This window comes from Pontibacter sp. Tf4 (assembly GCF_014212495.1).
In the GTDB taxonomy this organism is placed as follows: domain Bacteria; phylum Bacteroidota; class Bacteroidia; order Cytophagales; family Hymenobacteraceae; genus Pontibacter.
In genome coordinates this window covers 45,184-67,424 of record NZ_JACKZC010000013.1, presented here as the reverse complement: position 1 = coordinate 67,424, position 22,241 = coordinate 45,184, and the positions used below count along the sequence as shown (strand labels likewise).

At 47.8% G+C, this 22,241-nt stretch carries 20 protein-coding genes; 11 read left to right on the top strand and 9 right to left on the bottom strand.

What is annotated here, in order from left to right; all coding sequences use genetic code 11:
- The 7 genes from H7F15_RS18590 to H7F15_RS18560 form a co-directional block, all read left to right on the top strand.
- Positions 1 to 1,152 (top strand): TolC family protein (locus H7F15_RS18590; protein WP_185198506.1); only part of this gene is annotated, 1,152 nt, incomplete at its 5' end.
- A gap of 77 nt (positions 1,153 to 1,229) precedes the next feature.
- Complete coding sequence (locus H7F15_RS18585; RefSeq protein ID WP_185198505.1) at positions 1,230 to 2,534, top strand: efflux RND transporter periplasmic adaptor subunit; 1,305 nt, start codon at positions 1,230 to 1,232, stop codon at positions 2,532 to 2,534.
- A gap of 6 nt (positions 2,535 to 2,540) precedes the next feature.
- On the top strand, positions 2,541 to 3,740 hold the full coding sequence (locus tag H7F15_RS18580) for an efflux RND transporter periplasmic adaptor subunit (RefSeq protein WP_185198504.1): 1,200 nt from the start codon (positions 2,541 to 2,543) through the stop codon (positions 3,738 to 3,740).
- Positions 3,741 to 3,904: 164 nt separating this feature from the next.
- Positions 3,905 to 4,540 carry a DUF3347 domain-containing protein gene (locus H7F15_RS18575; protein WP_185198503.1) on the top strand — a complete coding sequence of 212 codons (636 nt, stop codon included), beginning with the start codon at positions 3,905 to 3,907 and terminating at the stop codon, positions 4,538 to 4,540.
- A gap of 179 nt (positions 4,541 to 4,719) precedes the next feature.
- Complete coding sequence (locus tag H7F15_RS18570; protein WP_185198502.1) at positions 4,720 to 5,703, top strand: YncE family protein; 984 nt, start codon at positions 4,720 to 4,722, stop codon at positions 5,701 to 5,703.
- Positions 5,704 to 5,736: 33 nt separating this feature from the next.
- Positions 5,737 to 6,450: a hypothetical protein gene (locus H7F15_RS18565; protein ID WP_185198501.1), complete on the top strand. Its 714-nt coding sequence runs from the start codon at positions 5,737 to 5,739 to the stop codon at positions 6,448 to 6,450.
- A gap of 111 nt (positions 6,451 to 6,561) precedes the next feature.
- Positions 6,562 to 7,026: a DUF4440 domain-containing protein gene (locus H7F15_RS18560; protein WP_185198500.1), complete on the top strand. Its 465-nt coding sequence runs from the start codon at positions 6,562 to 6,564 to the stop codon at positions 7,024 to 7,026.
- A gap of 237 nt (positions 7,027 to 7,263) precedes the next feature.
- Here H7F15_RS18560 and H7F15_RS18555 read toward each other — a convergent pair whose 3' ends face one another.
- Positions 7,264 to 7,485, bottom strand: coding sequence for a four-helix bundle copper-binding protein (locus tag H7F15_RS18555; RefSeq protein WP_370523766.1), 222 nt, complete (start codon positions 7,483 to 7,485; stop codon positions 7,264 to 7,266).
- A 578-nt stretch (positions 7,486 to 8,063) separates the two neighbouring features.
- Here H7F15_RS18555 and H7F15_RS18550 point away from each other — a divergent pair.
- From H7F15_RS18550 to H7F15_RS18535, 4 genes are all read left to right on the top strand, one after another.
- Positions 8,064 to 8,537 carry a DUF2946 family protein gene (locus tag H7F15_RS18550; protein ID WP_185198498.1) on the top strand — a complete coding sequence of 158 codons (474 nt, stop codon included), beginning with the start codon at positions 8,064 to 8,066 and terminating at the stop codon, positions 8,535 to 8,537.
- Positions 8,538 to 8,834: 297 nt separating this feature from the next.
- Positions 8,835 to 9,317: a helix-turn-helix domain-containing protein gene (locus H7F15_RS18545; protein WP_370523764.1), complete on the top strand. Its 483-nt coding sequence runs from the start codon at positions 8,835 to 8,837 to the stop codon at positions 9,315 to 9,317.
- 375 nt (positions 9,318 to 9,692) lie between these two features.
- A complete protein-coding gene (locus tag H7F15_RS18540) occupies positions 9,693 to 11,795 on the top strand; it encodes a copper-translocating P-type ATPase (RefSeq protein ID WP_185198496.1) in 2,103 nt (700 codons plus the stop codon).
- Positions 11,796 to 12,061: 266 nt separating this feature from the next.
- The gene (locus H7F15_RS18535) at positions 12,062 to 12,733 is read left to right on the top strand and encodes a DUF305 domain-containing protein (RefSeq protein WP_185198495.1); all 672 of its coding nucleotides are present in this window, start codon (positions 12,062 to 12,064) and stop codon (positions 12,731 to 12,733) included.
- Positions 12,734 to 12,970: 237 nt separating this feature from the next.
- On the opposite strand, the gene H7F15_RS19370 is transcribed toward H7F15_RS18535, so the two are convergent.
- The 8 genes from H7F15_RS19370 to H7F15_RS18500 all read right to left on the bottom strand — a co-directional run bounded on the left by H7F15_RS19370 (position 12,971) and on the right by H7F15_RS18500 (position 22,219).
- Positions 12,971 to 13,273 carry a DUF6122 family protein gene (locus tag H7F15_RS19370; RefSeq protein ID WP_221627127.1) on the bottom strand — a complete coding sequence of 101 codons (303 nt, stop codon included), beginning with the start codon at positions 13,271 to 13,273 and terminating at the stop codon, positions 12,971 to 12,973.
- A 66-nt stretch (positions 13,274 to 13,339) separates the two neighbouring features.
- On the bottom strand, positions 13,340 to 15,982 hold the full coding sequence (locus H7F15_RS18530) for a multicopper oxidase domain-containing protein (protein ID WP_185198494.1): 2,643 nt from the start codon (positions 15,980 to 15,982) through the stop codon (positions 13,340 to 13,342).
- A gap of 1,010 nt (positions 15,983 to 16,992) precedes the next feature.
- A complete protein-coding gene (locus tag H7F15_RS19365) occupies positions 16,993 to 17,325 on the bottom strand; it encodes a hypothetical protein (protein ID WP_221627126.1) in 333 nt (110 codons plus the stop codon).
- A 451-nt stretch (positions 17,326 to 17,776) separates the two neighbouring features.
- A complete protein-coding gene (locus tag H7F15_RS18520) occupies positions 17,777 to 19,804 on the bottom strand; it encodes a heavy metal translocating P-type ATPase (protein WP_185198493.1) in 2,028 nt (675 codons plus the stop codon).
- Positions 19,805 to 19,821: 17 nt separating this feature from the next.
- Positions 19,822 to 20,187 (bottom strand): DUF3703 domain-containing protein, encoded by a 366-nt coding sequence (locus H7F15_RS18515; protein WP_185198492.1) that lies wholly within the window; start codon positions 20,185 to 20,187, stop codon positions 19,822 to 19,824.
- Between the two features lie 65 nt (positions 20,188 to 20,252).
- Entirely contained in the window at positions 20,253 to 20,663 is a 411-nt protein-coding gene (locus H7F15_RS18510; RefSeq protein ID WP_185198491.1) for a Fur family transcriptional regulator, read from the bottom strand.
- A 24-nt stretch (positions 20,664 to 20,687) separates the two neighbouring features.
- Positions 20,688 to 21,017 carry a YnfA family protein gene (locus tag H7F15_RS18505; RefSeq protein WP_185198490.1) on the bottom strand — a complete coding sequence of 110 codons (330 nt, stop codon included), beginning with the start codon at positions 21,015 to 21,017 and terminating at the stop codon, positions 20,688 to 20,690.
- A gap of 11 nt (positions 21,018 to 21,028) precedes the next feature.
- On the bottom strand, positions 21,029 to 22,219 hold the full coding sequence (locus H7F15_RS18500) for an efflux RND transporter periplasmic adaptor subunit (RefSeq protein ID WP_185198489.1): 1,191 nt from the start codon (positions 22,217 to 22,219) through the stop codon (positions 21,029 to 21,031).
- Positions 22,220 to 22,241 lie beyond the last annotated feature (22 nt).

The following is a 22,241-nucleotide window of genomic DNA, read 5'->3' as shown; positions in this document are numbered from 1 at the left end:
CGGATAAGTGCTAATAACCCGATGTTGCAGCAGTACAATTACCGCGCAAAAGCGATGGATGCTTATGCCGAAGGAGCCAAAAGCTGGATGGCCCCGATGGTAGGTGGCGGCGTTTATATGGCGCCCTACCCGGGAGCTGAAGTGATGAATGAGAGTGACAAAGGATCGCTGATGGTTTCAGCCGAGCAGAACATTCCAAACCCGATAAAGCAACGCGCCAAAGAAAAGTACATGAAATCCAGAGCTGGTATTGAGCAGGCAGCAAAGGACGTCACCTATAACGACTTGCGTGCCCAGGCAAAGACCGCTTATTATAACTGGGTGGTGCTGGAAAAACAACTGGCTGTACTAAAAGACAACGAGCGCATCATGGAATACATGCTCAAGCTGGCCCGTATCCGCTACCCCTACAGTCAGGGCAAGCTAGGAGGTGTTTACAAAGCAGAAGCCAGGCTGCACGAAGTACAGAACATGCAGGTGATGACGGCCACACAGATCGCCCAGCAGAACGTGCAGCTTAACATGCTAATGAACCTGCCAAAGGATCAGAAGTATAAAATTGACACCACAATCGCTGTTCCTGCGCCTGCTGCGCTTGCAGTTGATACCACTTACCTGGCCAGCTCCCGTAGCGACATCCGCCAACTCGACAGAACAATTCAGTCTATGCACTTGAACGTCGAGATGGAAAAGAAGGAGCGCCTGCCAGATTTTAGCATCCGTTTTGACCACATGTACCCGCGTGACGGGATGATGCCGCAGCAATACACTGCCATGGGTATGATCTCGATTCCGATTGCGCCATGGTCGTCGAAAATGTACAAGGCCAATACCAAAGCCATGAACCTGGAGATACAGGCCATGCAACGCGAACGTGAGGCGATGCTGAACGAAGCGCAGGGGATGGCCCGTAACATGGCACTGGAGTTGAATACCATGCGAGAGCAGGCAGCCAACTACAACAATAGAATCATACCGGCATTCAAAAAGAATTATGATGTGACCATGCTGGCCTACGAACAAAACAACGAAGAATTGCCATTGGTAATTGATGCCTGGGAAGCCCTGAACATGGCGCAAATGGAGTATCTCAAGCTGCTACAGTCCCTTTATCAGATGACGGTAAGCTATGAGAAAGAGATCGAGAAGTAATTATAATAACTGACTTTCGAATAATGGAAAGGAACACATACTTCTTATTCACTCATTCACACATTCAAAAATTGAACATGAGACGATATTTGAACATATTCTTCCTGCTGGTAGCCTTCGCTGTGGCTGCCTGCTCGGTGGAAGAAAAAACACATGCAGAGGGTGAAACGGAATACACCTGCCCCATGCACCCACAGATTGTTAAAAATGAGCCTGGCTCTTGCCCTATCTGCGGCATGGACCTGGTGCCCAAAGCTGTGCATGGTGATGGCGTAGAAATTACAGAAGACCTGGCCTTTTTGCTGAAGCCAACCAACACTACGGTAGTTGCCAACATCTCAACTATAAAACCAGAGCAAAAAGCAATGGAGGCAACAGTGCAGATGGATGGCATTATCAGCTATGATCCGCGTCGTGTGTATTCGGTGCCGGCAAAAGTAGGCGGACGCATAGAGAAACTGTTTGTAAAGTCTAATTTCCAGCCGATAAGCAAAGGTCAGAAGCTGATGGAGATCTATAGTCCGGACCTGATTACGGCCCAGAAAGAACTTCTATACCTGGTACAGTCTGCCCCCGAGGACAAGCAACTGATACAGGCAGCCAAACAGAAACTACAGTACCTGGGCGCTTCCAACGAGCAGATCAACAGGCTAATCAGAAATGGAGAGGAGAGCTATACGTTTGCGGTTTACAGTCCTTATGATGGTTATGTTATTGACTTGAATGCATCAGCACCTGCTGCTACAGCAAGTGCGGCTACTGCGCCTGCAGCTAACGCAGGCGACATGGATGCTATGGGCGGAAGTAGCGCTGCTGCGCCAACTCCAGCTGCCTCTACTGCGTCAGCCGGGCAGGCTATTCAGTTACGCGAGGGCATGTATGTAACCGTAGGGCAGCCACTGTTGCGCGTAGTAAATGCAACGCAGCTTTGGGCAGAGTTTAATATTCCCGCCGGTAAAATGAGCGCATTAGCAGAAGGTTCTCCTGTGGTAATATCATTTCCGCAACTACCTGGCGAAAAGCTGGCGGCCAACATAGATTTCTTTCAGCCCTTTTTTGATGAAGGGGAGAATTTTGCGAAGGCGCGCGTGTATTTGCCAGGTAACATGAAAGCTGCAATGGTAGGGCAACTGGTAAGTGCCCAGGCAACATACAGCACGGACACTTCCCTTTGGGTGCCCAGCGCTGCGGTGCTGGATATTGGTACCAAGACGGTCGCCTTCATAAGAAGGAATGGTGTGTTTGAGCCTGTAGCTGTTACCACTGGCACTGACGCTGGCAGTGAGATCCAGCTCATATCCGGTTTAAAACAAACCGATGTCATTGCTGCCAATGCACAGTTCCTGGTAGACAGTGAAAGCTTTATTAAGGTTAATAATTAGAAAACCATGAGACGATATTCGAACATACTCTTCCTGTTGATAGCTATAGTTGTAGCGGCCTGCTCTGTGGAAGAAAAATCACACGCGGAAGGGGAATCGGCAACCTATACCTGCCCGATGCACCCGCAAATTGTACAGGATAAACCAGGCACCTGCCCTATCTGTTTTATGGATCTGGTACTGGTATCGCAGACGGGTAAGGATAATGGGGAACTTGTTTTGATGGAAAACCAGATCAAGCTAGGAAACATCAAAACCATGCGTGTAAAATCTGGTTCGGTAGGCAGCAATTCTATACTTAGCGGCAAACTGGTTCTGGACGAAACACAGACCGATGTGATAAGTAGCCGTGCCGCCGGACGAGTAGAGAAACTATATCTAAAAGAAAGTGGACAAACGATAAAAAAAGGGCAGCCGCTTTACGAGTTATACTCTGAAGAGCTCCTGACACTTCAGCGTGAATACCTGCTCGCCTTGCGCCAGAACCAGGAACTGGGGAAAGAAAACACAAGGTTTTCTTCCTTCCTGGAGGCTGCTAAAAAGAAACTACTTCTATTCGGATTAACCGAAGGGCAGATAAGGAGTTTGGCTAAATCCGGAAATGTAAGTTCCCGGATAACGTTTGTGGCACCAGCCAGTGGTGTGGTTACCGAAGTGGCTGCTGCCGAAGGACAGTATGTAGCCGAAGGCGGTGTACTTTACAGGCTGGGCAAACTGGGCAAGATCTGGGTAGAAGCCGAGCTGTATCCGCAGGAAGTTGCCAACGTGAAAGAAGGTGATCCTATCCAGGTATCGGTGGAAGGTTTTGACAAGGAGCCGGTAGCGGCAAAAGTTACTTTTATCAGCCCGGAATTCAGGGCCGGTAGCCAGGTAGTTATCCTTCGTGCTGAATTGCCAAACCCAAATGACCAATACCTACCGGGCATGCAAGCCAATGTGATACTTCCGAGTCCGAACAAATCTGCCCTTACCTTGCCAACAGATGCTGTGATTCGTGATGAAAGCGGCAGCCATGTGTGGGTGCAGTCGGGTAAGAACACCTTCAAGGCCCAAATGGTGACGATCGGGGAAACAAGTGCGGATAGTGTCGCTATACTTTCCGGCTTAAAAGAAAATAACAAGGTCGTCGTATCCGGTGCCTACCTGTTGTATAGTGAGTTTGTGCTCAAAAAAGGCGCTAACCCGATGGCAGGCCATCAGCACTAATTAATTTCTGATATGAAAGAATGTTGCAAATCCGGCGACGAAAAACCAGCCGGTAAGTGGCGCAGGCGGCTACGCTGGCTCGTCATTGGTACAGTGACTCTAATCGTGCTCATCGCACTAATAAACCAATTTAAATAAATCTCAATCAACTAATTTTTAAAACAATGCTGAAAAAGACTTTTGTAACCGCTGCTATGGCAACTTTCCTATTTACTTCTTGCACTGAAGCAAAACAGGATACTACTGCTACTGCCGAAACTGAAAACATGGAACGCCATGAAGGCATGGCGCACGGTGAGACCACGCCGGCTTCAGGCAAAGTGGTTGTTGAAACGCCGGATTATACTTCGGCAGCAAGCCCTGTAAAAGAGCAGGTTGCTACCCTGGTTAATAATTACCTGAAATTAAAAGACAAGCTGGTTGCTTCTAGCGCGCAGCAGGCACAGGCAGATGCCAAAGCCGTAGTAGCTGCAGCCGAGAAAGTAGATGTAACGGCACTGCAAGGTGAGCAGAAAACTTTCGCTGAAGAAAAACTAAGTGAGGTCAGGCAAGCTGCTTCTACCATGGCTGGAGCTACTGACCTGGAAACACAACGTGCCCAACTGGAACTACTATCTGAAGCTACATTTGCCCTGACCAAAGCATTTGGTGCCGCGAATGAAACCTTATACTACCAGCACTGCCCGATGGCCAACAACGACCAGGGAGCCTATTGGCTGAGCTCGAATGAAGAGATTCGCAACCCATACTTTGGCGAGAAAATGCTCAAGTGCGGTAGCAACGAAGAGGTTCTTAATTAAAATGAAGAAAGGGAGCAGTACTAAAAAGTGCTCCCTTCCTTATCATCTTTAGTCAAATCAGTAAGCAGGGCTTGCGTTCTACCTGCCTCTATCAACTTCATAACCTCATGCATAAATTTGGGACATCATTTATTGGGGCCTTAGCACTTGTAGGTAGCCTGACAGGTTGTAATGACCTCATGGTACACGACGAGGAGCAGGTGACACCCTTGAACATAACCTATCCGGCTGCTTTTGTCGTGAATGGGCTAGATAATACGATTGCTGTTATCAAACTGAACGAAAATCAATTGGCTGAAACAATTAAACTACAGGATGCTGTAGCGCCCCACCACATTTCGATAAGTCCTGATAAAACAACACTTGCTGTTGCGATCACTTCCACTGATTTAAGCGGCGGGCATGGAGGTATGGATGAAAGCGACAAATCATTTAAGGTAGTTATTCTGGATGCAGTAACGGGCTTAGTCGAGCAGACGCTCCTTTTACCCAGTATGCCGCATAATGCAGCGTTCAATGCTGCCGGGAATGAGCTATGGATCGGACAGCAAAACAAAAATTCAGGTACCGTGCTTGTATTTGATACCTCTGATTGGTCTATCAAGTCAGTTATCACCGTAGGTAAAGACCCTTCTGAGGTCACCTTTGCTACAGATGGCACCTTAGCCTTTGTTGCCAATACCGGGGATGCATCCGTCTCGGTGATTGACCCTTCATCCAAAACGGTGTTAAAGACCTTGCAGGTGGGCAAAGACCCAGTAGGGGCTTGGCCGGCTACCGATGGCAACATGTATGTGGATAATGAAAGCGCGCAGACAGTCAGTATCATAAATGTAGCATCAACAACGGTAACAGAAACACTTGAACTTGGCTTCAAGCCCGGGTATGTGGCCTACCAGGAGAATTCAAGGGAGCTATGGGTAAGCAACGCCACGGACGGTAAAGTAGTGGCCTATCAACGGGGCACTGCTAGTTGGATAAAAAAGGCAGAAGTAGCAACCGGCGCTGATGCGCACGCCATTGCCTTCAGTTCGGACAAAAGCCTGGCCTATATCACCAATCAGGGTGCAAATACCGTGACTGTGCTAGATGCAACAACCTATGCCAAGGTAAAAGAACTTGCCATTGGCCGCATGCCCAATGGCATTGTCATCAAACCATAATCTTTTAAACAATCAAACACTCTAATTTCACCCATGACACGCAAACATTCCTTTTTTAAACCCTTTATCGGCCTAGTGGCCTTCTCCTTACTCGCTGCCTCTTCTGTCCTGGCACACGGAGGCGAAAAGCACGATAAGAAAAAAGCAGAGCCAGCAAAAGTTGTAACTATCGATACAGCAGCCCATGCATCGCATCCGGCTAGTGATACTATAGTAGCACAGCAGCCAGTGCCAGCTGCCAGTGAGCATACGGAAGCCCATGAGCACACGCCAAGCGAAGTGCATGCTTCGCTAAGTGATTTTCCAAATACCCATCCGCTCATTGTCCACTTTCCGATCATGCTGCTGATGGTAGCAGCGGCAGTGCTATTGGTTAACATCAAGTTCCTGCGCAAAGAATTAGACTGGGTTGCTACCGTTGCCACCCTGATTGGATTTGGCACGGCTTACCTGGCTGCGAACTATAACCACCCGCATACGTCCGGGTTGTCAGCCCATGCCCAGCTCGTGCTCGACCAGCACGACCTATATGCTGAATGGACCGTGTATCTGGGAGCTGTAGGCGTGGTTGTACAGCTGCTTAGCCAATTCTTATTCAAGGGCAAGCGCTGGAGTGTGGCTGTGGCTGCGCTTGTATTAACAGGCTCCGCGTATGCTGTCTCCATGGCCGGCCATTACGGAGCGCAACTCGTGCACATTGAAGGTGTCGGCCCCCAAGGAAAATTCCTGGAAGAACATCATCATTAAGCTCCAATCTTAGAAGGAAATCAGTCAAAGGCGCTTCTTAAGCCATTAATTTTCTCTTAGAAGCGCTTTTGCTTATAAAATCATTTTTATTTAACCTCGCACAAATCCCACATGAAGAAATTTTTATCCATTGTTTTTGCAGTTTGCCTGCTTTCCCTGCAACAGCTGTTCGCACAAACTACAGTTCAAAGTGATGCCCAGCAGATAAAACTGGTACTGAGCAACTACAAAGCGGCCGTAGAGGCTTTGGACGCTTCTAAAACACTGCACCTCTTTGCACCCGACTCCAGAGTATTCGAGTCAGGGGGCGTGGAAGGCACGTATGCCAATTACCTCGATCATCACCTGGCACCTGAGCTAAAAGCATTTAAGTCTTTTAACTACAGCGACTATAAAGTGGACGTGCAAGTAGATGGCTCTTATGCCTTTGCCACTGAAACCTACATCTACACGATCGTATTGGCTAAGGACGGAAGTACCATCAAAAAGAAAGGCGTGGCCACCTCCACCTTAAAGAAGGATAATGGAACATGGCAGATAGTGCGCTTGCACAGCTCCTCAAGAAATACGAAATAATTGATTGCATCCTTAAGTAAACCCGACTGATAGGTGGCTGCTTGGCAACGTATCAATCAGAGAAAAAGTAAACCTTTAGATCCCCATAGATGAGAAAGCCCGGCTGACGTTGTCGTCAGCCGGGCTTTCTCATCTATGGGAGTTAGAAGTACAGTATTAGAAAATTAGCAGGCACTGTAAAGCAGAACACTCTGATGATTCTACTTGAACAATCACGGCGTTTGGTATTTTGCATGGTCATCTCTGCTGGCAGGCTTGCTCACAACGCCGGCAAGCTTCGGCACACAGCTGGCAATGTTCCATATGGGTATGCTTGGCACACTCTTCCCCGCATTCCCGACACACCCTGGCACATAAGTCTAGCACTTCCCTAGCTAACGTAGAGTCGCGGGAAACATAATCTAGTGCCACCTTACAAATGGCCGCACAATCTAAATCAAGCCGAATGCAGCGCTCCATCATTTTTACATCATCTTCCTGTAAACAGGAAACGGCACAATGGTTACAAGCTGCAGCACATTCGGCCAGTATTCTTATCAAGTCTTTATTCATAGTGTATGTTTTAGTAGTTAGGTTTAGGTAATGTTTACCTATTCGCTAGTAGGGGAGTTTTATAGATTTATGGATGAAACTTATATATTTATGACGTACTGGCATGGAGTAAATAGTAGCATTTATTTAAAAAGCTTGTTCGAGTGCCTATTAGACAATCTTAAAAGCTTTTGTACCCCAGCTCGACTTTGATAACTCTCCTAGCCTAGCGCGCTTCAATACAAAAGATTAAATAGCCTTTAGCACCTGTTCATACCTCTTTTTGCGTATGTAATTGCATATGACAAGTAGGAAGGTATTGAAAAATCTGGCCTGTTATGCTTTACACGGGACCCTAACCTTACTAGAACCATCCTGATGCGTGTTACCGATGAATTTGAAGACCTAGGCTTAGCGGCAAGGGCTAGATAGCAATGGCTCTTTTCGCATGCACTATTTCTTGCTATCTTTACATATAAATAAATCCTAAACTGTGCTTTAGGCTTATGAGCAGTAAAAAAAAGGCAAAGCGTAGAGGTATTCCAGGACTGCTGCTGATTGCAGTGTTCCTAAACCTATACCTTATCCAGTTGGCGTGCAACCTGCCGCATCTGGCAGATCGCTTGTTGCCTACTTTCGCTGCACAAGGGCACCATCACAGTGCTGCGCCGGATACGCAGGCTTCTGCTCACAAGCATGCAGAGGAGCACACTCATGCGCAGTCAGATCATTCTCACTCAGGCTCTGACGATGCCGACTGCTGTGAAGAGAAAGCATATGCTCCGTTCGTTAAGGCATCTACGGCAGCGTACTTGCCTTCGCTTGATAAAGCCCCCTTCGTCAGCTCCAATGTTTTTTACCAAGCTATCCTTACAGGTACGCTGAGCCGCTTTGCTTTTGAAGTATCTCCTGTCCCTCCAGACGACCCAGTCCCCAAGATTCCGGACATCAGGATCTTTCTGCACTCTCTTACGATTTGATTGAACATGCAGTCTTACACCTGCTTCAGGCGATAGCCATGCGCTAACGTGTCTGAGGCAGGCGGCTTTGTGCGCCTAGACTTACCCATCTTAGTGGGAGTTGGCAGGCGTCTAACCAGTTACTGTATCATTCACTTCTGCAATTCCAGGTCTATTCAGTCCTTTTGGAAGCGCAGGCATCATTTCCTAAGGATGCATGAAGAGAGTTCGCACCAACAGGTGCTTCGTATAAAGAATATGGTATGCCCCCGTTGCATCACAGCCGTACAGCATGAGCTGGAAAAGCTAGACCTGCGTGTGCTCGAAGTTGTACTCGGATCCGCAACAGTGGAGGCATCACAAGGCCTAAACATTGCGACCCTAGAGGCTGCGCTGGTCAGCTTGGGATTTGAGCTGATCTGTGACAAGCAAAAAGACCTGGTAGAAAGTATCAAGATAGCCGTGATAGATCTGATCCGGTCAGAGAAAATAGCTACGCTAGCTACTAATGTTTCTACCTATTTAGCTTACAAGCTAGGCAAGGATTATTCTACGATCAGTACTGCCTTTAAGGCATCTGAGGGAGTTGCTTTAAGCAGGTTTGTCGTGCTACAAAAGATAGAGCGTGCCAAAGAGCTTCTCTCCTATGATGAATTATCAAAGGCAGAGATTGCAACGTGCCTGGGCTATAAAAGCCTGCAGCACCTCTCAAGCCAGTTTAAAGATGTCACTGGGTTTACTCTCCTCCAATATAAAAAGGACGACTTCCACCAGCGTAATTCCATTGATAATCTCCTATGAAGATATATGTAAGTTTATTCAATGAATCTATAAAACACATCAGTTCTCTATATTGTAAAGCAATCAGGTGATCGGGGAGTAGTAAGGATACAAAAGAAGTATAAAATACAGTTTAATTCAGGTGAAGATTACCTTCCTGTACATTAAAGCAGCGAGCGCTACCAGGTCTCTTTAGAACATGTAAAGCCGGCGTATTCACCTTTCTTTATTGTATCTTAGTGCTGCATGTTTTATAAGATTAAAAGATTGGAGTATAAATACCTGAGAGGCTTACCCGTCAAAAAAGTACTTGTAAATGGAACAACATCCGTAAAAGTGTGAAAGTGAAAATGATAGGGTAGCCCTCTGCCTCAGGATATGTAAAGAGAATAACATATGGACCACGCACATCACCCTCACAAAGGGGAACATCCAGCAGCAAAGCATCAGAAAGACCAGCTGACTGAACGACTGGAAGAGAAGACCCTGCATGGCCACGAACATGCCATGCATAAAGACACGACCGGCCATCCGCCCCACGGCTCGCATGGGCACGATCATCACCGCATGATGATTGATGACTTCAAAAAGCGGTTCTGGGTATCGCTTGCATTGTCTGTACCCGTGATTATCCTGAGCCCAATGGTGCAGCACATCCTGGGCTTTTCGGTAGCTATACCTTATAGCATGTACCTGGCTTTTGTGCTCTCTTCCATCATCTACTTTTATGGCGGCTGGCCTTTCCTAACTGGCCTTGTAGAAGAGCTGAAAAAAGGTGCCCCAGGCATGATGACCCTGATCGGCGTGGCCATCACGGTCGCTTACCTCTATAGTACAGCTATTGTATTTGGCTTGGAGGGAATGGACTTCTTTTGGGAGCTCGCCACCTTGATTGTGATCATGCTGCTCGGGCACTGGATCGAGATGAAATCAGTACTGGGCGCCTCTAAAGCCCTGGAGTTGCTCGTAAGCATGATGCCTGCTGAAGCCATGCTGATCCAGAATGGGGAAACTGTTTTGGTGCCACTTGAAGACTTGAAAAAAGGGGATCTGATCCTGGTTAAACCCGGCGAGAAAGTTCCTGCTGATGGGGCGGTAGAGAAGGGCGAAAGCTACCTGAACGAAAGCATGCTAACGGGTGAAAGTAAGCCCGTTAAAAAAGCACAGGGGGATGCGGTGATTGGCGGCTCGATCAACGGCAACGGTTCGCTGCAGGTGCGGGTGGCAAGTACAGGAAAGGATAGTTACCTGAATAAAGTAATCACCCTGGTGCAGGAAGCACAAAAGACAAAATCGGAGACCCAGCGCCTGGCTGACCGTGCAGCAAAATGGCTGACCTATGTGGCGCTGATCGCTGGCTTTGGCACGTTTGCCGTTTGGCTTCTACTGGGTCAGGATTTGGCTTTTGCGCTGGAGCGGATGGTGACCGTTATGGTTATCTCCTGTCCACATGCCCTAGGATTAGCAGTGCCTTTGGTTGTGGCTATTTCAACCGCTGTTTCTGCTAATAACGGCCTGCTTATCCGCAACCGTACCGCTTTCGAAAATTCCCGCAAAATTACCACCATCATCTTTGATAAGACGGGTACGCTTACGCAAGGCTCTCATGAGATTGCCTCGGTTGTCATGTTTAGCCACGACATAGATCCACGAGAAATGCTGCGTTTAGCAGCTGGGGTGGAGCAGAACTCCGAGCATTTTATCTCGCAGGGCATACTGCGCAAAGTCAAAGAAGAAGGAATCACGGTGCCCCCTTCCGAAACATTTACCTACCTGCCCGGCAAAGGACTGGAAGGCATGGTAGAAGGCAAAGAGGTGAAAGTAGTAGGCCCTAACTACATCAAAGAGTTCAACATCCAGATACCTGCCAGTCAGGCGGAAGAAGGTGTTGAAACTGTTGTTTATGTCCTGCTAAACGGGCAGCCGGTGGGGTACATTTCCATGCGCGACCAGATACGGGAAGAATCAGCAGAAGCCATCCGCATCCTGAAGGCTAATGGCATCAAGAATTTACTATTGACGGGTGATAACGAGCGGGTCGCGAAAAGTGTCAGTGACAAACTAAAGATGGATGGTTACCTGGCCAACGTATTGCCGCACCAAAAACAGGAAAAGGTAAAAGAACTGCAGGCTAAAGGTGAGTTTGTGGCCATGACGGGTGACGGTGTAAACGACGCCCCAGCCCTGGCACAGGCTGATGTAGGCATTGCCGTTGGCTCAGGAACCGATGTAGCCGCTGAAACAGCCGATATTATACTCGTTAACAGCAATCCGCAGGATATAGCTTCGCTGATCCTTTTTGGCAAAGCAACTTACCGCAAGATGATTCAAAACCTGGCCTGGGCCACCGGTTACAATGTGGTCGCATTGCCATTGGCCGCAGGTGTGCTTTATGAGCAAGGCATTATGATCTCGCCGGCGGTGGGTGCTGCGTTGATGAGCCTGAGTACCGTCATTGTTGCTATTAACGCCCAGCTGTTACGAAGGCAAATAAAATAGTACCAACGCTTTATTCCATTTTCAACAGCCTGAAGATCAAACCGTATACATTTAACTTAACTTAATAAACTGAAGACTATGAAAAAACACGTAACACAAATCTCCTTTATACCCCTTATGGTAGCAGGGCCGTTTCATTCTCATAAATTAAGTTACCATGGCGCGAGCGTCCTCGCTCGTGTCGGACTATAGTTGGGCCTCTGGCCCAGTCGGATTGCAAATCCGACTTTATAAGCAAGTCACGGATCGCAGATCCGCGCCAGCAAATGGAGAATGAAACGACCCTGCTTATGGTAGGGGCCTTCCTGTTTATAGCAGCATGTGGTGGAGGGGAAAGCACAACAGAGGAGACTACTACTACTGAAGTGACAACGGGTGAAACTTCAGAAGCTGCCATGGATACCGACATGGCGCCAGGTAGCATGCTGGATCTTATGCATCAGAACATGCAGCAAATGCAGGACATGACTGGTAAGATGACAGGTGATCCCGATTATGATTTTGCACTGTTGATGGAAGTGCACCATAAAGGGGCTGTTGAGATGGCTGAGGAAGAGCTGGCTAACGGCACTGATAGCCAAATGAAAGAAATGGCACAGAAAACAGTGGATCAACAGTCAAAAGAAATGAATGAACTGCAGGCATTTATAAACCAGCACAAGCCTACTTCCGGAGATACTGCTACAACTATGAAAATGGTGCATGCGATGCAAAACATGATGGGAGAGATGCACCAGGACGATAGGAGCGCTAGGAACACGGATCAATCATTTGCACAGATGATGATCCAGCACCATCAAATGGGGCTCGACATGACGAAAGCGTATCTCAGCATGGGCAAAGACCAACAACTCAAGCAAGAGGCGCAGAAAACAATGGATCAACAGTCAAAGGAAATCAAAGAGCTGGAAGCCTGGCTGCAAGAACAGCCTAAATAATGCTTTAACTAAATGTATGAAGTGGTGTGAGGTCTTTGAGGCTTACTTCTTTTCGAAGACTTCACACTTTTTACTCATGCCTGCCCACTTTCTATCACTTGGTAGATCCTTATCCTTAAGTAGCTCACCCCTTTCCTTAAGTGTAGCCCCGGATGCAGGAAACAGGTTGTTTTATGGCTGATCATGCCATTTTGTCCTTTTTGAATTTACTATTTAATTTATTGTTCAGCAAGGTGGTTAAAGACATTCGAGCCAATCAAGCACAATATGGATAACAAGACCGAGGCCCAAAAGCCTGGACTTCGGCCAAAAGCAAAGTAGCACATAAACAGGTATCAACCAGTAGCTATGTAACAGGTGAAACCCTACACTGCACCGTGTGGGATCTACAATGGGATCAGCCAAAAGATGGTCCAAATCAATTAAGATAGCAGAAAACATAATGAGCGAAGCTCGTCTAAAATTAGTGCGAAAGAAAAGCCAAGCAACCAGTATGGGCACTAGCAGGTGTAGCACTAGGTGCCAAACAAAACTTATCATGGAGTTTTTATTTTCTGAAACAGGATCTGCTTCTGATTAAACGAAGTAAGATTTATCTTTAGATGTTTAATAAACAAAAGTAAGTCCAGCACCATACTTCATGTCGCTGTCGTAATGCGTGGAAAGCGAAACATACTTGGTTACCACGTATCGCAGGCCGGCCATGTACTCTTTATCGGTGTTGCCCATCAGGTTCAGGCGCAAGCGACTTGTAAGCGGAATATCCTCCCGGCGTAACTGAAATCGAAACTTACCTTCACTATCAGCTCTGGCTTCTGCCAGAAATAACATTGGCAAAGTATACTGCACACCGGCTACAAAAGCTTTCCGGTTGTTCTGATTGCTTGTCTGGCCCAGCAACGTTTCCTCCGGCTCATTCTTCACACTATTGTAGTGATAGTCAAACCCTATAAACGGGAACAGCCACTGCATTTTACCGAAATAACGGCCAAAGTAGGTCTCGCTCTCAATGCCATACGCCTTCTTAAAACCGATACGCCACTCGGTGGAAAGCTGGTAACGAGAGTTGGCTAGTATAAATTCTCCGTCGCTGCCGTTGCTTTCCAACCCTACCATCCCTGAAGGCAAAAACATCTTCTCTTCCTTATTTAACCTTTTCCAGGCTAGCTTCTGGTCCGGAAGCTCCGGGTTAGGCGGGGAGTTCTGGTAGGTAAACACCCGGCCCATGCCGGCCATCATGTGGTAGAGAATGTGGCAATGGAAAAACCAGTCGCCACTCTCCGAAGCTGCAAATTCTATCGTATCGGTTTCCATTGGCAAAATGTCAACTACATTCTTGAGGGGCGCATTCTCCCCCTGCTTATTGAGCACCCTGAAATCGTGCCCATGCAGGTGCATCGGGTGGCGCATCATGGAGTTGTTAAACATGATAACTTTCACGTTTTCCCCCTTTTTGATCAGGATCTTATCTGACTCCGAAACTGTCTTGTTGTCAAGAGTCCAGACATAGCGGTTCATGTTACCGGTTAGCTCAAAACGCAATACTTTTTCAGGACCGGGTTTAAGGGTCGTTTTTTCAGGAGCACGCAACATGCCATAATTCAGGGTTACTATCTCACCATTGCTTCCACCCATGTTCTGCATGTCGTGCCCCGGCATGTTATGGCCCTGGTGTGAGGTGGTGTCCGCTTCTTTCTGCTTTATTTTCATACTGCTGTCGATAGCGGGTGCAGTGGATTTTTCTTCGTGCATGCTGTGGTCCTCCTCTGCGGATTCCGGATACATCACGCTGTTCATGTCCATCTGCTGGTTGCTCATTTCCATGCCCATCGGTTCCATGTCCCCGTTCATTTTCATCATGTCGTTCATCATCTTCATACCCTCGAAATATTTGAGCTTGCCCAACCTCTGTGCCTTCATTTTCATGCCCCTGCCCAGCCACAGCGAGGTGGTATTGGTGCGGTCTTCGGCAGTCGCCAGGAACTCGTATTGCATGTTGTCAGGTATAGTTACCAGCAGATCATAGGTTTCTGCAGGCGCGATAATCAGGCGGTCCACTTCCACGGGCTCTACATCGTTGCCATCGTTGCCAACCACCGTAATCTTACTACCGGAATACGTCAGCCAGAAATAGGTGGAGGCGCCGCCATTCACTACCCTGAGCTTTACGACATCTCCGGCTGTAAAATGGGTTTGCTCCGCCATATCCTGCCCATTGGTTAAAAACTTCTCGTAGGCCACATCGCTCACGTCCATGGCCGTCATCCGTTTCCATTCATTTTTAAGTTTGGTGCCAAAATGGCCTTTCTTTATAGCCTCTGCATAGCTCTGTGTAGCACCTTTCTGAATGGCAAACCAATCGTTGGCGCTGCGCAATGACCGGTAAACCTCTTTGGGATTCATATCGGTCCAGTCGCTGAGCACGATCGGGATAGCGGGCATGTCCGGTTCATCTACTTTGTTAAAGATTAGGGCTCCGTACATCCCACTCTGTTCCTGGAACCCGCTATGGCTATGGTACCAGTAGGTACCGTTCTGTATGATCGGAAACTTGTACAGGTAAGTGGAGTGGGGCTTGATCGGTTTTTGGGTAAGCCAGGGTACCCCGTCAAAGCGGTTTGGCAGAAACACGCCGTGCCAATGGATAGAAGTTTCTACATCCATTTCATTGTGCACATAGATCTCGGCTGTATCGCCCTGGGTAAAGGTTAAAGCAGGTGCCGGAATGCTGCCGTTTATAGCCACCGCTCTTCTAGTTTTGCCGGTAAAGTTTACAAGGGTATCCCGTACATAAAGATCGTAGCGCACGGTACGCGGTTTATATGTTGGCCCCGGGCTCTCCGGCTTATGCCCTGCTCTATGGATAGACTTTTCTTTTTCTTGTGGGTTCTGTACAGGTGTTTCCGTTTTTTCTTGAGTAGGCTGTGCATGTTTATGAGCAGGTTGAGCTTTCTTCTGAGTCGGCTGCGCTTGCTTCTGCTGCGCAGGTTTCTTAGCCGGTGTTGCAGGTTTGGCTTGGTTTGCTTTTTTCTGCGGGGGCTGCTGTTGTTTAGCCGGGGCTTTTGGTTTCTGCTTTACCAGCGTCATGCCGCATTTGGGACATTTGCCAGGCTTGGAGCTTTGTACCTCCGGATGCATCGGACAGGTATAAATTTCAGTCTTTTGCTGGGCAGATTTGTGTTGTTCGTGCTGCGCGTAAGTTGAAGGAGCGATCCCGAGCAACAGCAATATGATCAAAAGTTTATACATTATAATCGGGATGAAATGTAAAGAATTTAATAAGTAGAGCTTACCACCGAAGGAAATAAAAAATTCAGGGTGTATTCCCTGCCTGCCTTTTCCGGGTGGTCGTGGCCAGAGAAAGGTCAACTGAAACTATAATGAGATAAACATCTTCAGTAGGTACCTCCTGTAGCGCAGGGGGAACGTTTAGAGTCTGTTAGTTAACAGGTGTAAGAAGTAGTTTAACCTCTTCCTGGACGCCTATAATGGAAGGATTGAGAATTTATTAAAAGATCAGTCATCATCTTTAAAAATAACTTCATTGCTATTCTTTTTGGTCTGGAGGAGATCGCATCCGCACTTTTGTCTTAGAGCTGCCCCATCCACCAGTGATCATACCCTTCTCTATTCTGCCAATACTGTGTATGGGACAGCTTAAAAGTGCGAGATTATCACCATCTGCTGTAAACGCTACTATAATTAGTATCAAGTCACTTTTTTTATATTTAGCTAAATCTTACGAAAATGTGTTTGATTATACACTTCGGCGCACCCATATGTTTTACATATTCATGCACTATTTTTTACATATTTTAGCTATTAGTATTAGCTTAAGTGACTTTTAGATAGGTAGCATTTCACCTGGAAGTGACTACAATCCTGTACCTGCTGTAACGCTCCTAATCTGCTACCTCTGTGTATTATTTAACTCCGCATCTGCTATGGTATTGAGAAGAACGTGCTACCAATGCTATTTGCTCTATGAATATGTCGTTTCTCTTCTTGGGAGCTCTATGTTTACTTTCGTTGCTTGGGACATCATCAAGACAACCTTTCTCTTCTAGTGGAGACAGTAGAATACGGAATAAGTATTCAGGGCGGGATCTTTTGTAGTTTTGCCTATCAGCCTGTAAGATTGGTAAGGTTAAGGTCCCACATTCTGTACTTTCTTCATCACCTTTTTAGCTGAAGGTGAAGACACCCAATAGAGTACAAACCTGAGAGTACAGTAAACAACCCGAAGACAGAAAATGCCCTCAAGAGAACATTGCCAAAGTTGTCGCGGCTTTCATAATCCATGGTATGCAACATCCACAAAACTTCAAAACGCGCCATTGGTTGTGCCGGATGGCTTGAAAAGCACCTAGCTCGGCCGACACGTACACAGTACAGTTGTCGGGTTGGCTAAAAGTAACGGCCCAGGCTGGCAGTAGCCTTTCGCGGTATTCATGATGTGAGCCGATCTCAGTCAGATAATCTTCCTTATCCACTTTTACCGGGTCCGCTACCTGGCTGGTGGCAACCTTGATAGCGGCTTCTTTAGATAAGGCTGAAATCAACTGGCCCGTTTCAGCATGCGCTAACTGCACTTTAACATTGGTTTTTTCGCTGGCGTATGTGTGCCAGCATCATGTGCAGCATGCTCTGCTTGACCGGAAAAATAGCGTATCAGGTAAGTAGGTACCCCTGCTAGCTCGATTAGCTAAATAGACACGACAGAATCCACTTCGCTTTTTGCTTTGAGTCCATCCACTACCTGTTGCGGAGATACCGGTTGCATCGATGCCGGGAAATGCTATTTCTCTTTCAGAAAAAGATCACCATGCAACCTGCCTGTGTCATTCCAGCTAAAGTAAAACCCCCAAGTGTTCAGAACAGGAATTGTACACCGGGAAAATACCCAAGTAGCGATGGGATTTGCGGCTGTAATATTGTTTACTTTTTAGCTCCATAAAGCTAATTTACATACTTGTAAATGTGTTTTCAAGGGTTTACTTCTCTGTTCTTTAGGGTGTTCTAAATGGAGGGTTAAGGTTGCTTTTATTTAAACTTCATCCGTTGAATACGCACCGCATTTAAGATTGCCAGGAAGGCTACACCTACGTCTGCAAATACCGCTTCCCACATGGTAGCAAGGCCACCAGCCCCTAAGATCAGCACAATGGCTTTCACGCCAAATGCGAGGCCAATATTTTGCCACACGATCTGCTTCGTTTTTTTACCGATCTCGATCGCAGTCGCTATTCTGGCAGGGTGATCAGTTTGAATGACCACGTCTGCTGTTTCAATCGCCGCGTCCGAGCCGAGGCCACCCATGGCCATGCCTACATCGGCCAGCGTGATCACGGGCGCATCGTTAATGCCATCGCCCACAAAGGCCACTGTTCGGCCTTCTGCTTTTAGTTTTTCTACATGGGCTACCTTATCCTGGGGCAACAGTCCGCCGTACGCTTCATCCAACTGCAATTCTTTGGCTACTTTCTGTACAATGGAGTCTTTATCCCCCGAGAGCATTACTAGTTTCTTTACACCCAGCTCCCGCATTCGCTTCACAGCCAGAGGTGCATCTGCTTTTGTTTTGTCCGCTATGGTAATGTAACCCGCATACACACCGTCCACAGCGACCAGTACAATCGTCTCCACGATCTCCTTTACACTCGGGTCATAACTTACCTTAAACTTCTCGAGCAGTCTGCCATTCCCCACCAGCAACTCTTTGCCATCCACGGTACCCTTCAAGCCGTGACCAGCTATTTCTTCTATTTGGCTTACAGCGTGCTTTTGATAGGTCTGCCCTGCTTTAGCAACGACAGCCTGGGCAATCGGATGGGTAGACTTGCTCTCTAATGCGGCTACAGCGGATAAGAACCAAGTCTTATCGGGCAAGACCGTTTCTATCTGCTGCACCTGGAAAACACCTTCTGTGAGCGTACCGGTTTTATCCATCACAACGGTGTCAACTTGCGTCATCAGGTCCAGGAAATTAGAGCCTTTGAACAGTAAACCGTTACGCGATGCAGCCCCGATCCCACCGAAATACCCTAATGGTATAGAAATCACCAGCGCACACGGACAAGAGATAACCAGGAAGATCAGCGCCCGGTAAAGCCACTGGTTAAAGTCATAGCTTTCGAAAATAAAGTAAGGGATGAACGTAAGCCCTACGGCCAGGAAAAAGACGATCGGCGTGTATACTTTGGCAAACTTGGTAATAAATTGCTGTGTTTTGGCCTTGCGGCTACCCGCTTCTTCTACCAGTTTCAGGATCTTTGACAAGGCGCTATTCTCATAGGCAGAAGTCACCTTGAGTTCGATCACCTGGTCCAGGTTGATCATTCCTGCCAGCACTACTTCGCCTGTAGCCTTCGTATCCGGTTTGGATTCCCCTGTCAAGGCAGCGGTATTAAACGAAGCACGCTCAGTCAGTAACTCCCCATCCAGCGCTATCTTTTCACCAGCTTTCACCTGCACGACTTCACCAATTTGTACCTCTTTCGCTTTCCTGCTAACCACGCCATTAGCAGTAACCACGCCCACTTCATCCGGTCGGTTGTCGATCAGTGCCTTGATGGAGCGCCTGGAGCGTAGTACCGCTGCTTCCTGGAAATGCTCTCCGATCACGTAGAATAACATCACGGCTACCCCTTCAGCATACTCCCCAATATAAAAGGCACCCAGCGTGGCCATGGTCATCAGGAAGAACTCGTTAAAAAAGCTGCTCCGAAGGCTTCTGATGGCATGCCACACCACGCGCCAGCCAACCAGCACATAGGCTATACCGAAAGTTATGAATCTGATATAACCGGTAAACCAGGGTGTGTCCAGGTAGTCAAGCAAGATACCACCCAGCAGCAGAACTAAGCACAGGATAGTAGGCACATAGGAAGACTTGGCTTCTTCAGCAGCATGCGCATGGTCTACGGCCCCTTGCAGCTTTGTTATGCCGTCTGCTGAGCAGCACGCTGCGCCCACGTTTGGCCCCGGTGCTTCTGCCGTTCGGGGGGAAGTAATCTCTAGGGGTTTAAAATCTTCTTCTATGTTCTTAGTTGTTTCAGCGTTCTTATCCATCGTTTTTGCATTTATAGTTAATGGGCAGCAGCTATGATCTGCTGCAAATCGTCCGGAATAGGCATCGGTTTCAGGGGCGGCACGTTTGCCCTGCCTGTATTGCCAAGCGGGATCATCCCGGCCCAGGATTTGATGCCGCCTACTAGCAAGCGCGGCAATTGGCCTATGACTTCTTTTCTGTTTCTGGTTTTAAAGCCAAACGAAAGCATTTGCCAATGCACAGCGGTATGGGCCAGTGGGTACGGTTGTCCCAGGATATGCGCCCGTTCCAAATGCCGCCATGCTTGCAGGACGTGTCCCTTGTTCCAACTAGCATCATAAGCAGCTAGCTCTTGCTGGTAAGAAGATTGGAGCTTAGCAGGCATGTTCCAGTTAAACTTCACGGTGTTGTCCTTTTAGTTTCTGTTACAAAGCTATGGCTTGTTTGCATGCAACTGCATTGCATTCTTTAAGAACAGCTGGCGCAGGTGCCTTTCATAATCAGGCTGATTTCTTCGGTCTTGAAGTTCTCGGGCAAGGCAATCTCCGGGATGCGGGACTTGGGCAGGCAATAGGTTTCATTGCATATGTTACAATGAAAATGCACGTGCAAGTCCTCAGGAGCACATGCACAACCTTCTTCGCAAAGTGCATACTTTACCGAACCCGTTCCATCCGCAATGCTATGCACCAATCCCTTTTCTTCGAAGGTTTTCAGGGTGCGATACAGTGTAATGCGGTCGGCGCGGTGAAAAGCCGCTTCCAGATCATTGAGACTCACAGCGGCCTGTTGCTTTAACAGGAAGTCCAGCACCAGCAGGCGCATGGCAGTGGGTTTTATACTTTTTTGATGTAGTGTATTTTCTATGTTTTGTAGCATAGTTCTATTCATTTAGCGTTTCCTTTATTCTCGGGGCATGTAAATGATGATGCAAGCGCCTAGCAGGGCGATTAAGGCTCCGATTACATCATACTTATCCGGTCTGTGGCCATCTACTTTCCACCCCCAGGCCAGGGACATGATGATAAAGATTCCCCCGTAGGTGGCATACACCCTGGCAAAACTTGCTGTTTGCCAGGTGGCTATTATCCCGTGCAACACGAGAATAATAGCTCCTAATGCACCATACCGCAGTGGTTTGTCCTCTTTCAGCCATTGCCACACCATATAGCCTCCCCCGATCTCACAGAGACCTGCTAAAAAAAGATGCCTAATGATTTTTACTGTATCCATTTCCTTTGCGTTTAGTGGCCATGGCCGCCTGCTTCTTCAGCATTTCGCATTTTAGCAAGCAGCGAGTGTGCGCCTTTGGTGACAAAGTTACTGGCTGCCGTATCGACCCCAGCAGGAAAAGCGATCTGTACAAAGCCACCTTCTTCTATGCCCCGTTCTACAGGTACCATACGAAACTGCTTCATTACGGCATCTCCTTCGGTTACCTGACCAGTGTATAAAAAGATGTAACTGCTGTTGTTTTCCTGCACCACTGCCGCCTCCGGTAAAGCAAGCACCTGCTTGTCATCCAGGGCTACCTGGGCCTGCACGTACATACCGGGTACCAGGTTCTTGTCTTCATCCTCCATATGTGCATGCACCTGCACGGTCCGTTCCGGGCTGATCTCTTTGCCGATCAGGTAGATCGTCGCCTGATGGTTCACCACTGTTTCTCCAGGAAGTGAATAATGTACTTTCTGACCTTTTTTTAACGTAGCTAAGTCCTTCTCAAACACGGTCAGCTCCACGTGCATGTGATCGGTATCAGCGATACGGAAAAGCACATCTGTGGGCGCTACGTATTGTCCCACATCCGCATTCACAAAGGTGATGTAGCCTTCCAGCGGCGCTAAAAGGGGCAACACACGTCTGATCTTGCCACTTCGCAGCGAACCATTGCTAATGCCGATGATGGCTAAACGTTCCTGCAAGGCCTGCACCCGCGTCTGCATGCTTCTATACTCAGCCACGGTTTGCTGGTAGGTCTTAGCGGCCGTGACCTGCTCCGCGTGCAGCTCCTTTTGGCGTTTGTATTCCAGCTCCAAGTAGTCCAGGCGATTCCTGGCTTCCAGGTAATCTTCCTGCAAGGTCACAAACTCCGGGTTTTCAATGGTAGCCAGCAATTCCCCCTTTTTCACGTAGCGGCCTTCCAGCACTTCTGTTTTCCGGATAAAGCCGCCAAGCGGTGCAGTCACCGAAGCCATGTTCTGCGGAGGCAGATCCAGTTTGCCCGTTAGCGTAAGCATGTTGCTCAGGTTGCGCATTTGGGGTTTACCCAATGTAATCCCTGCGACCTGATATTGCTCTGTGGTAAGTTCTGCCCTAGTAGGGCTTTCTTCTTCATGTGCTTCCGCCTCTTCCGCTACAGGTTCAGCCGAGTTACCACAGGAAGTGAAAAACAGAAAGCAGGTAAGGTATGCGATATAGATGATCCTTTTCATGTCGGATGATTTCTCTTATAAA

Excerpts from the sequence above, each read along its gene's own strand:
- H7F15_RS18585 (WP_185198505.1), top strand. The coding sequence starts at position 1,230 with ATGAGACGATATTTGAACATATTCTTCCTGCTGGTAGCCTTCGCTGTG.
- H7F15_RS18580 (WP_185198504.1), top strand. The coding sequence starts at position 2,541 with ATGAGACGATATTCGAACATACTCTTCCTGTTGATAGCTATAGTTGTA.
- H7F15_RS18575 (WP_185198503.1), top strand. The coding sequence starts at position 3,905 with ATGCTGAAAAAGACTTTTGTAACCGCTGCTATGGCAACTTTCCTATTT.
- H7F15_RS18570 (WP_185198502.1), top strand. The coding sequence starts at position 4,720 with ATGGTACACGACGAGGAGCAGGTGACACCCTTGAACATAACCTATCCG.
- H7F15_RS18565 (WP_185198501.1), top strand. The coding sequence starts at position 5,737 with ATGACACGCAAACATTCCTTTTTTAAACCCTTTATCGGCCTAGTGGCC.
- H7F15_RS18560 (WP_185198500.1), top strand. The coding sequence starts at position 6,562 with ATGAAGAAATTTTTATCCATTGTTTTTGCAGTTTGCCTGCTTTCCCTG.
- H7F15_RS18555 (WP_370523766.1), bottom strand. The coding sequence starts at position 7,485 with ATGGAGCGCTGCATTCGGCTTGATTTAGATTGTGCGGCCATTTGTAAG.
- H7F15_RS18550 (WP_185198498.1), top strand. The coding sequence starts at position 8,064 with ATGAGCAGTAAAAAAAAGGCAAAGCGTAGAGGTATTCCAGGACTGCTG.
- H7F15_RS18540 (WP_185198496.1), top strand. The coding sequence starts at position 9,693 with ATGGACCACGCACATCACCCTCACAAAGGGGAACATCCAGCAGCAAAG.
- H7F15_RS18535 (WP_185198495.1), top strand. The coding sequence starts at position 12,062 with ATGGAGAATGAAACGACCCTGCTTATGGTAGGGGCCTTCCTGTTTATA.
- H7F15_RS19370 (WP_221627127.1), bottom strand. The coding sequence starts at position 13,273 with ATGATAAGTTTTGTTTGGCACCTAGTGCTACACCTGCTAGTGCCCATA.
- H7F15_RS18530 (WP_185198494.1), bottom strand. The coding sequence starts at position 15,982 with ATGTATAAACTTTTGATCATATTGCTGTTGCTCGGGATCGCTCCTTCA.
- H7F15_RS18520 (WP_185198493.1), bottom strand. The coding sequence starts at position 19,804 with ATGGATAAGAACGCTGAAACAACTAAGAACATAGAAGAAGATTTTAAA.
- H7F15_RS18510 (WP_185198491.1), bottom strand. The coding sequence starts at position 20,663 with ATGCTACAAAACATAGAAAATACACTACATCAAAAAAGTATAAAACCC.
- H7F15_RS18505 (WP_185198490.1), bottom strand. The coding sequence starts at position 21,017 with ATGGATACAGTAAAAATCATTAGGCATCTTTTTTTAGCAGGTCTCTGT.
- H7F15_RS18500 (WP_185198489.1), bottom strand. The coding sequence starts at position 22,219 with ATGAAAAGGATCATCTATATCGCATACCTTACCTGCTTTCTGTTTTTC.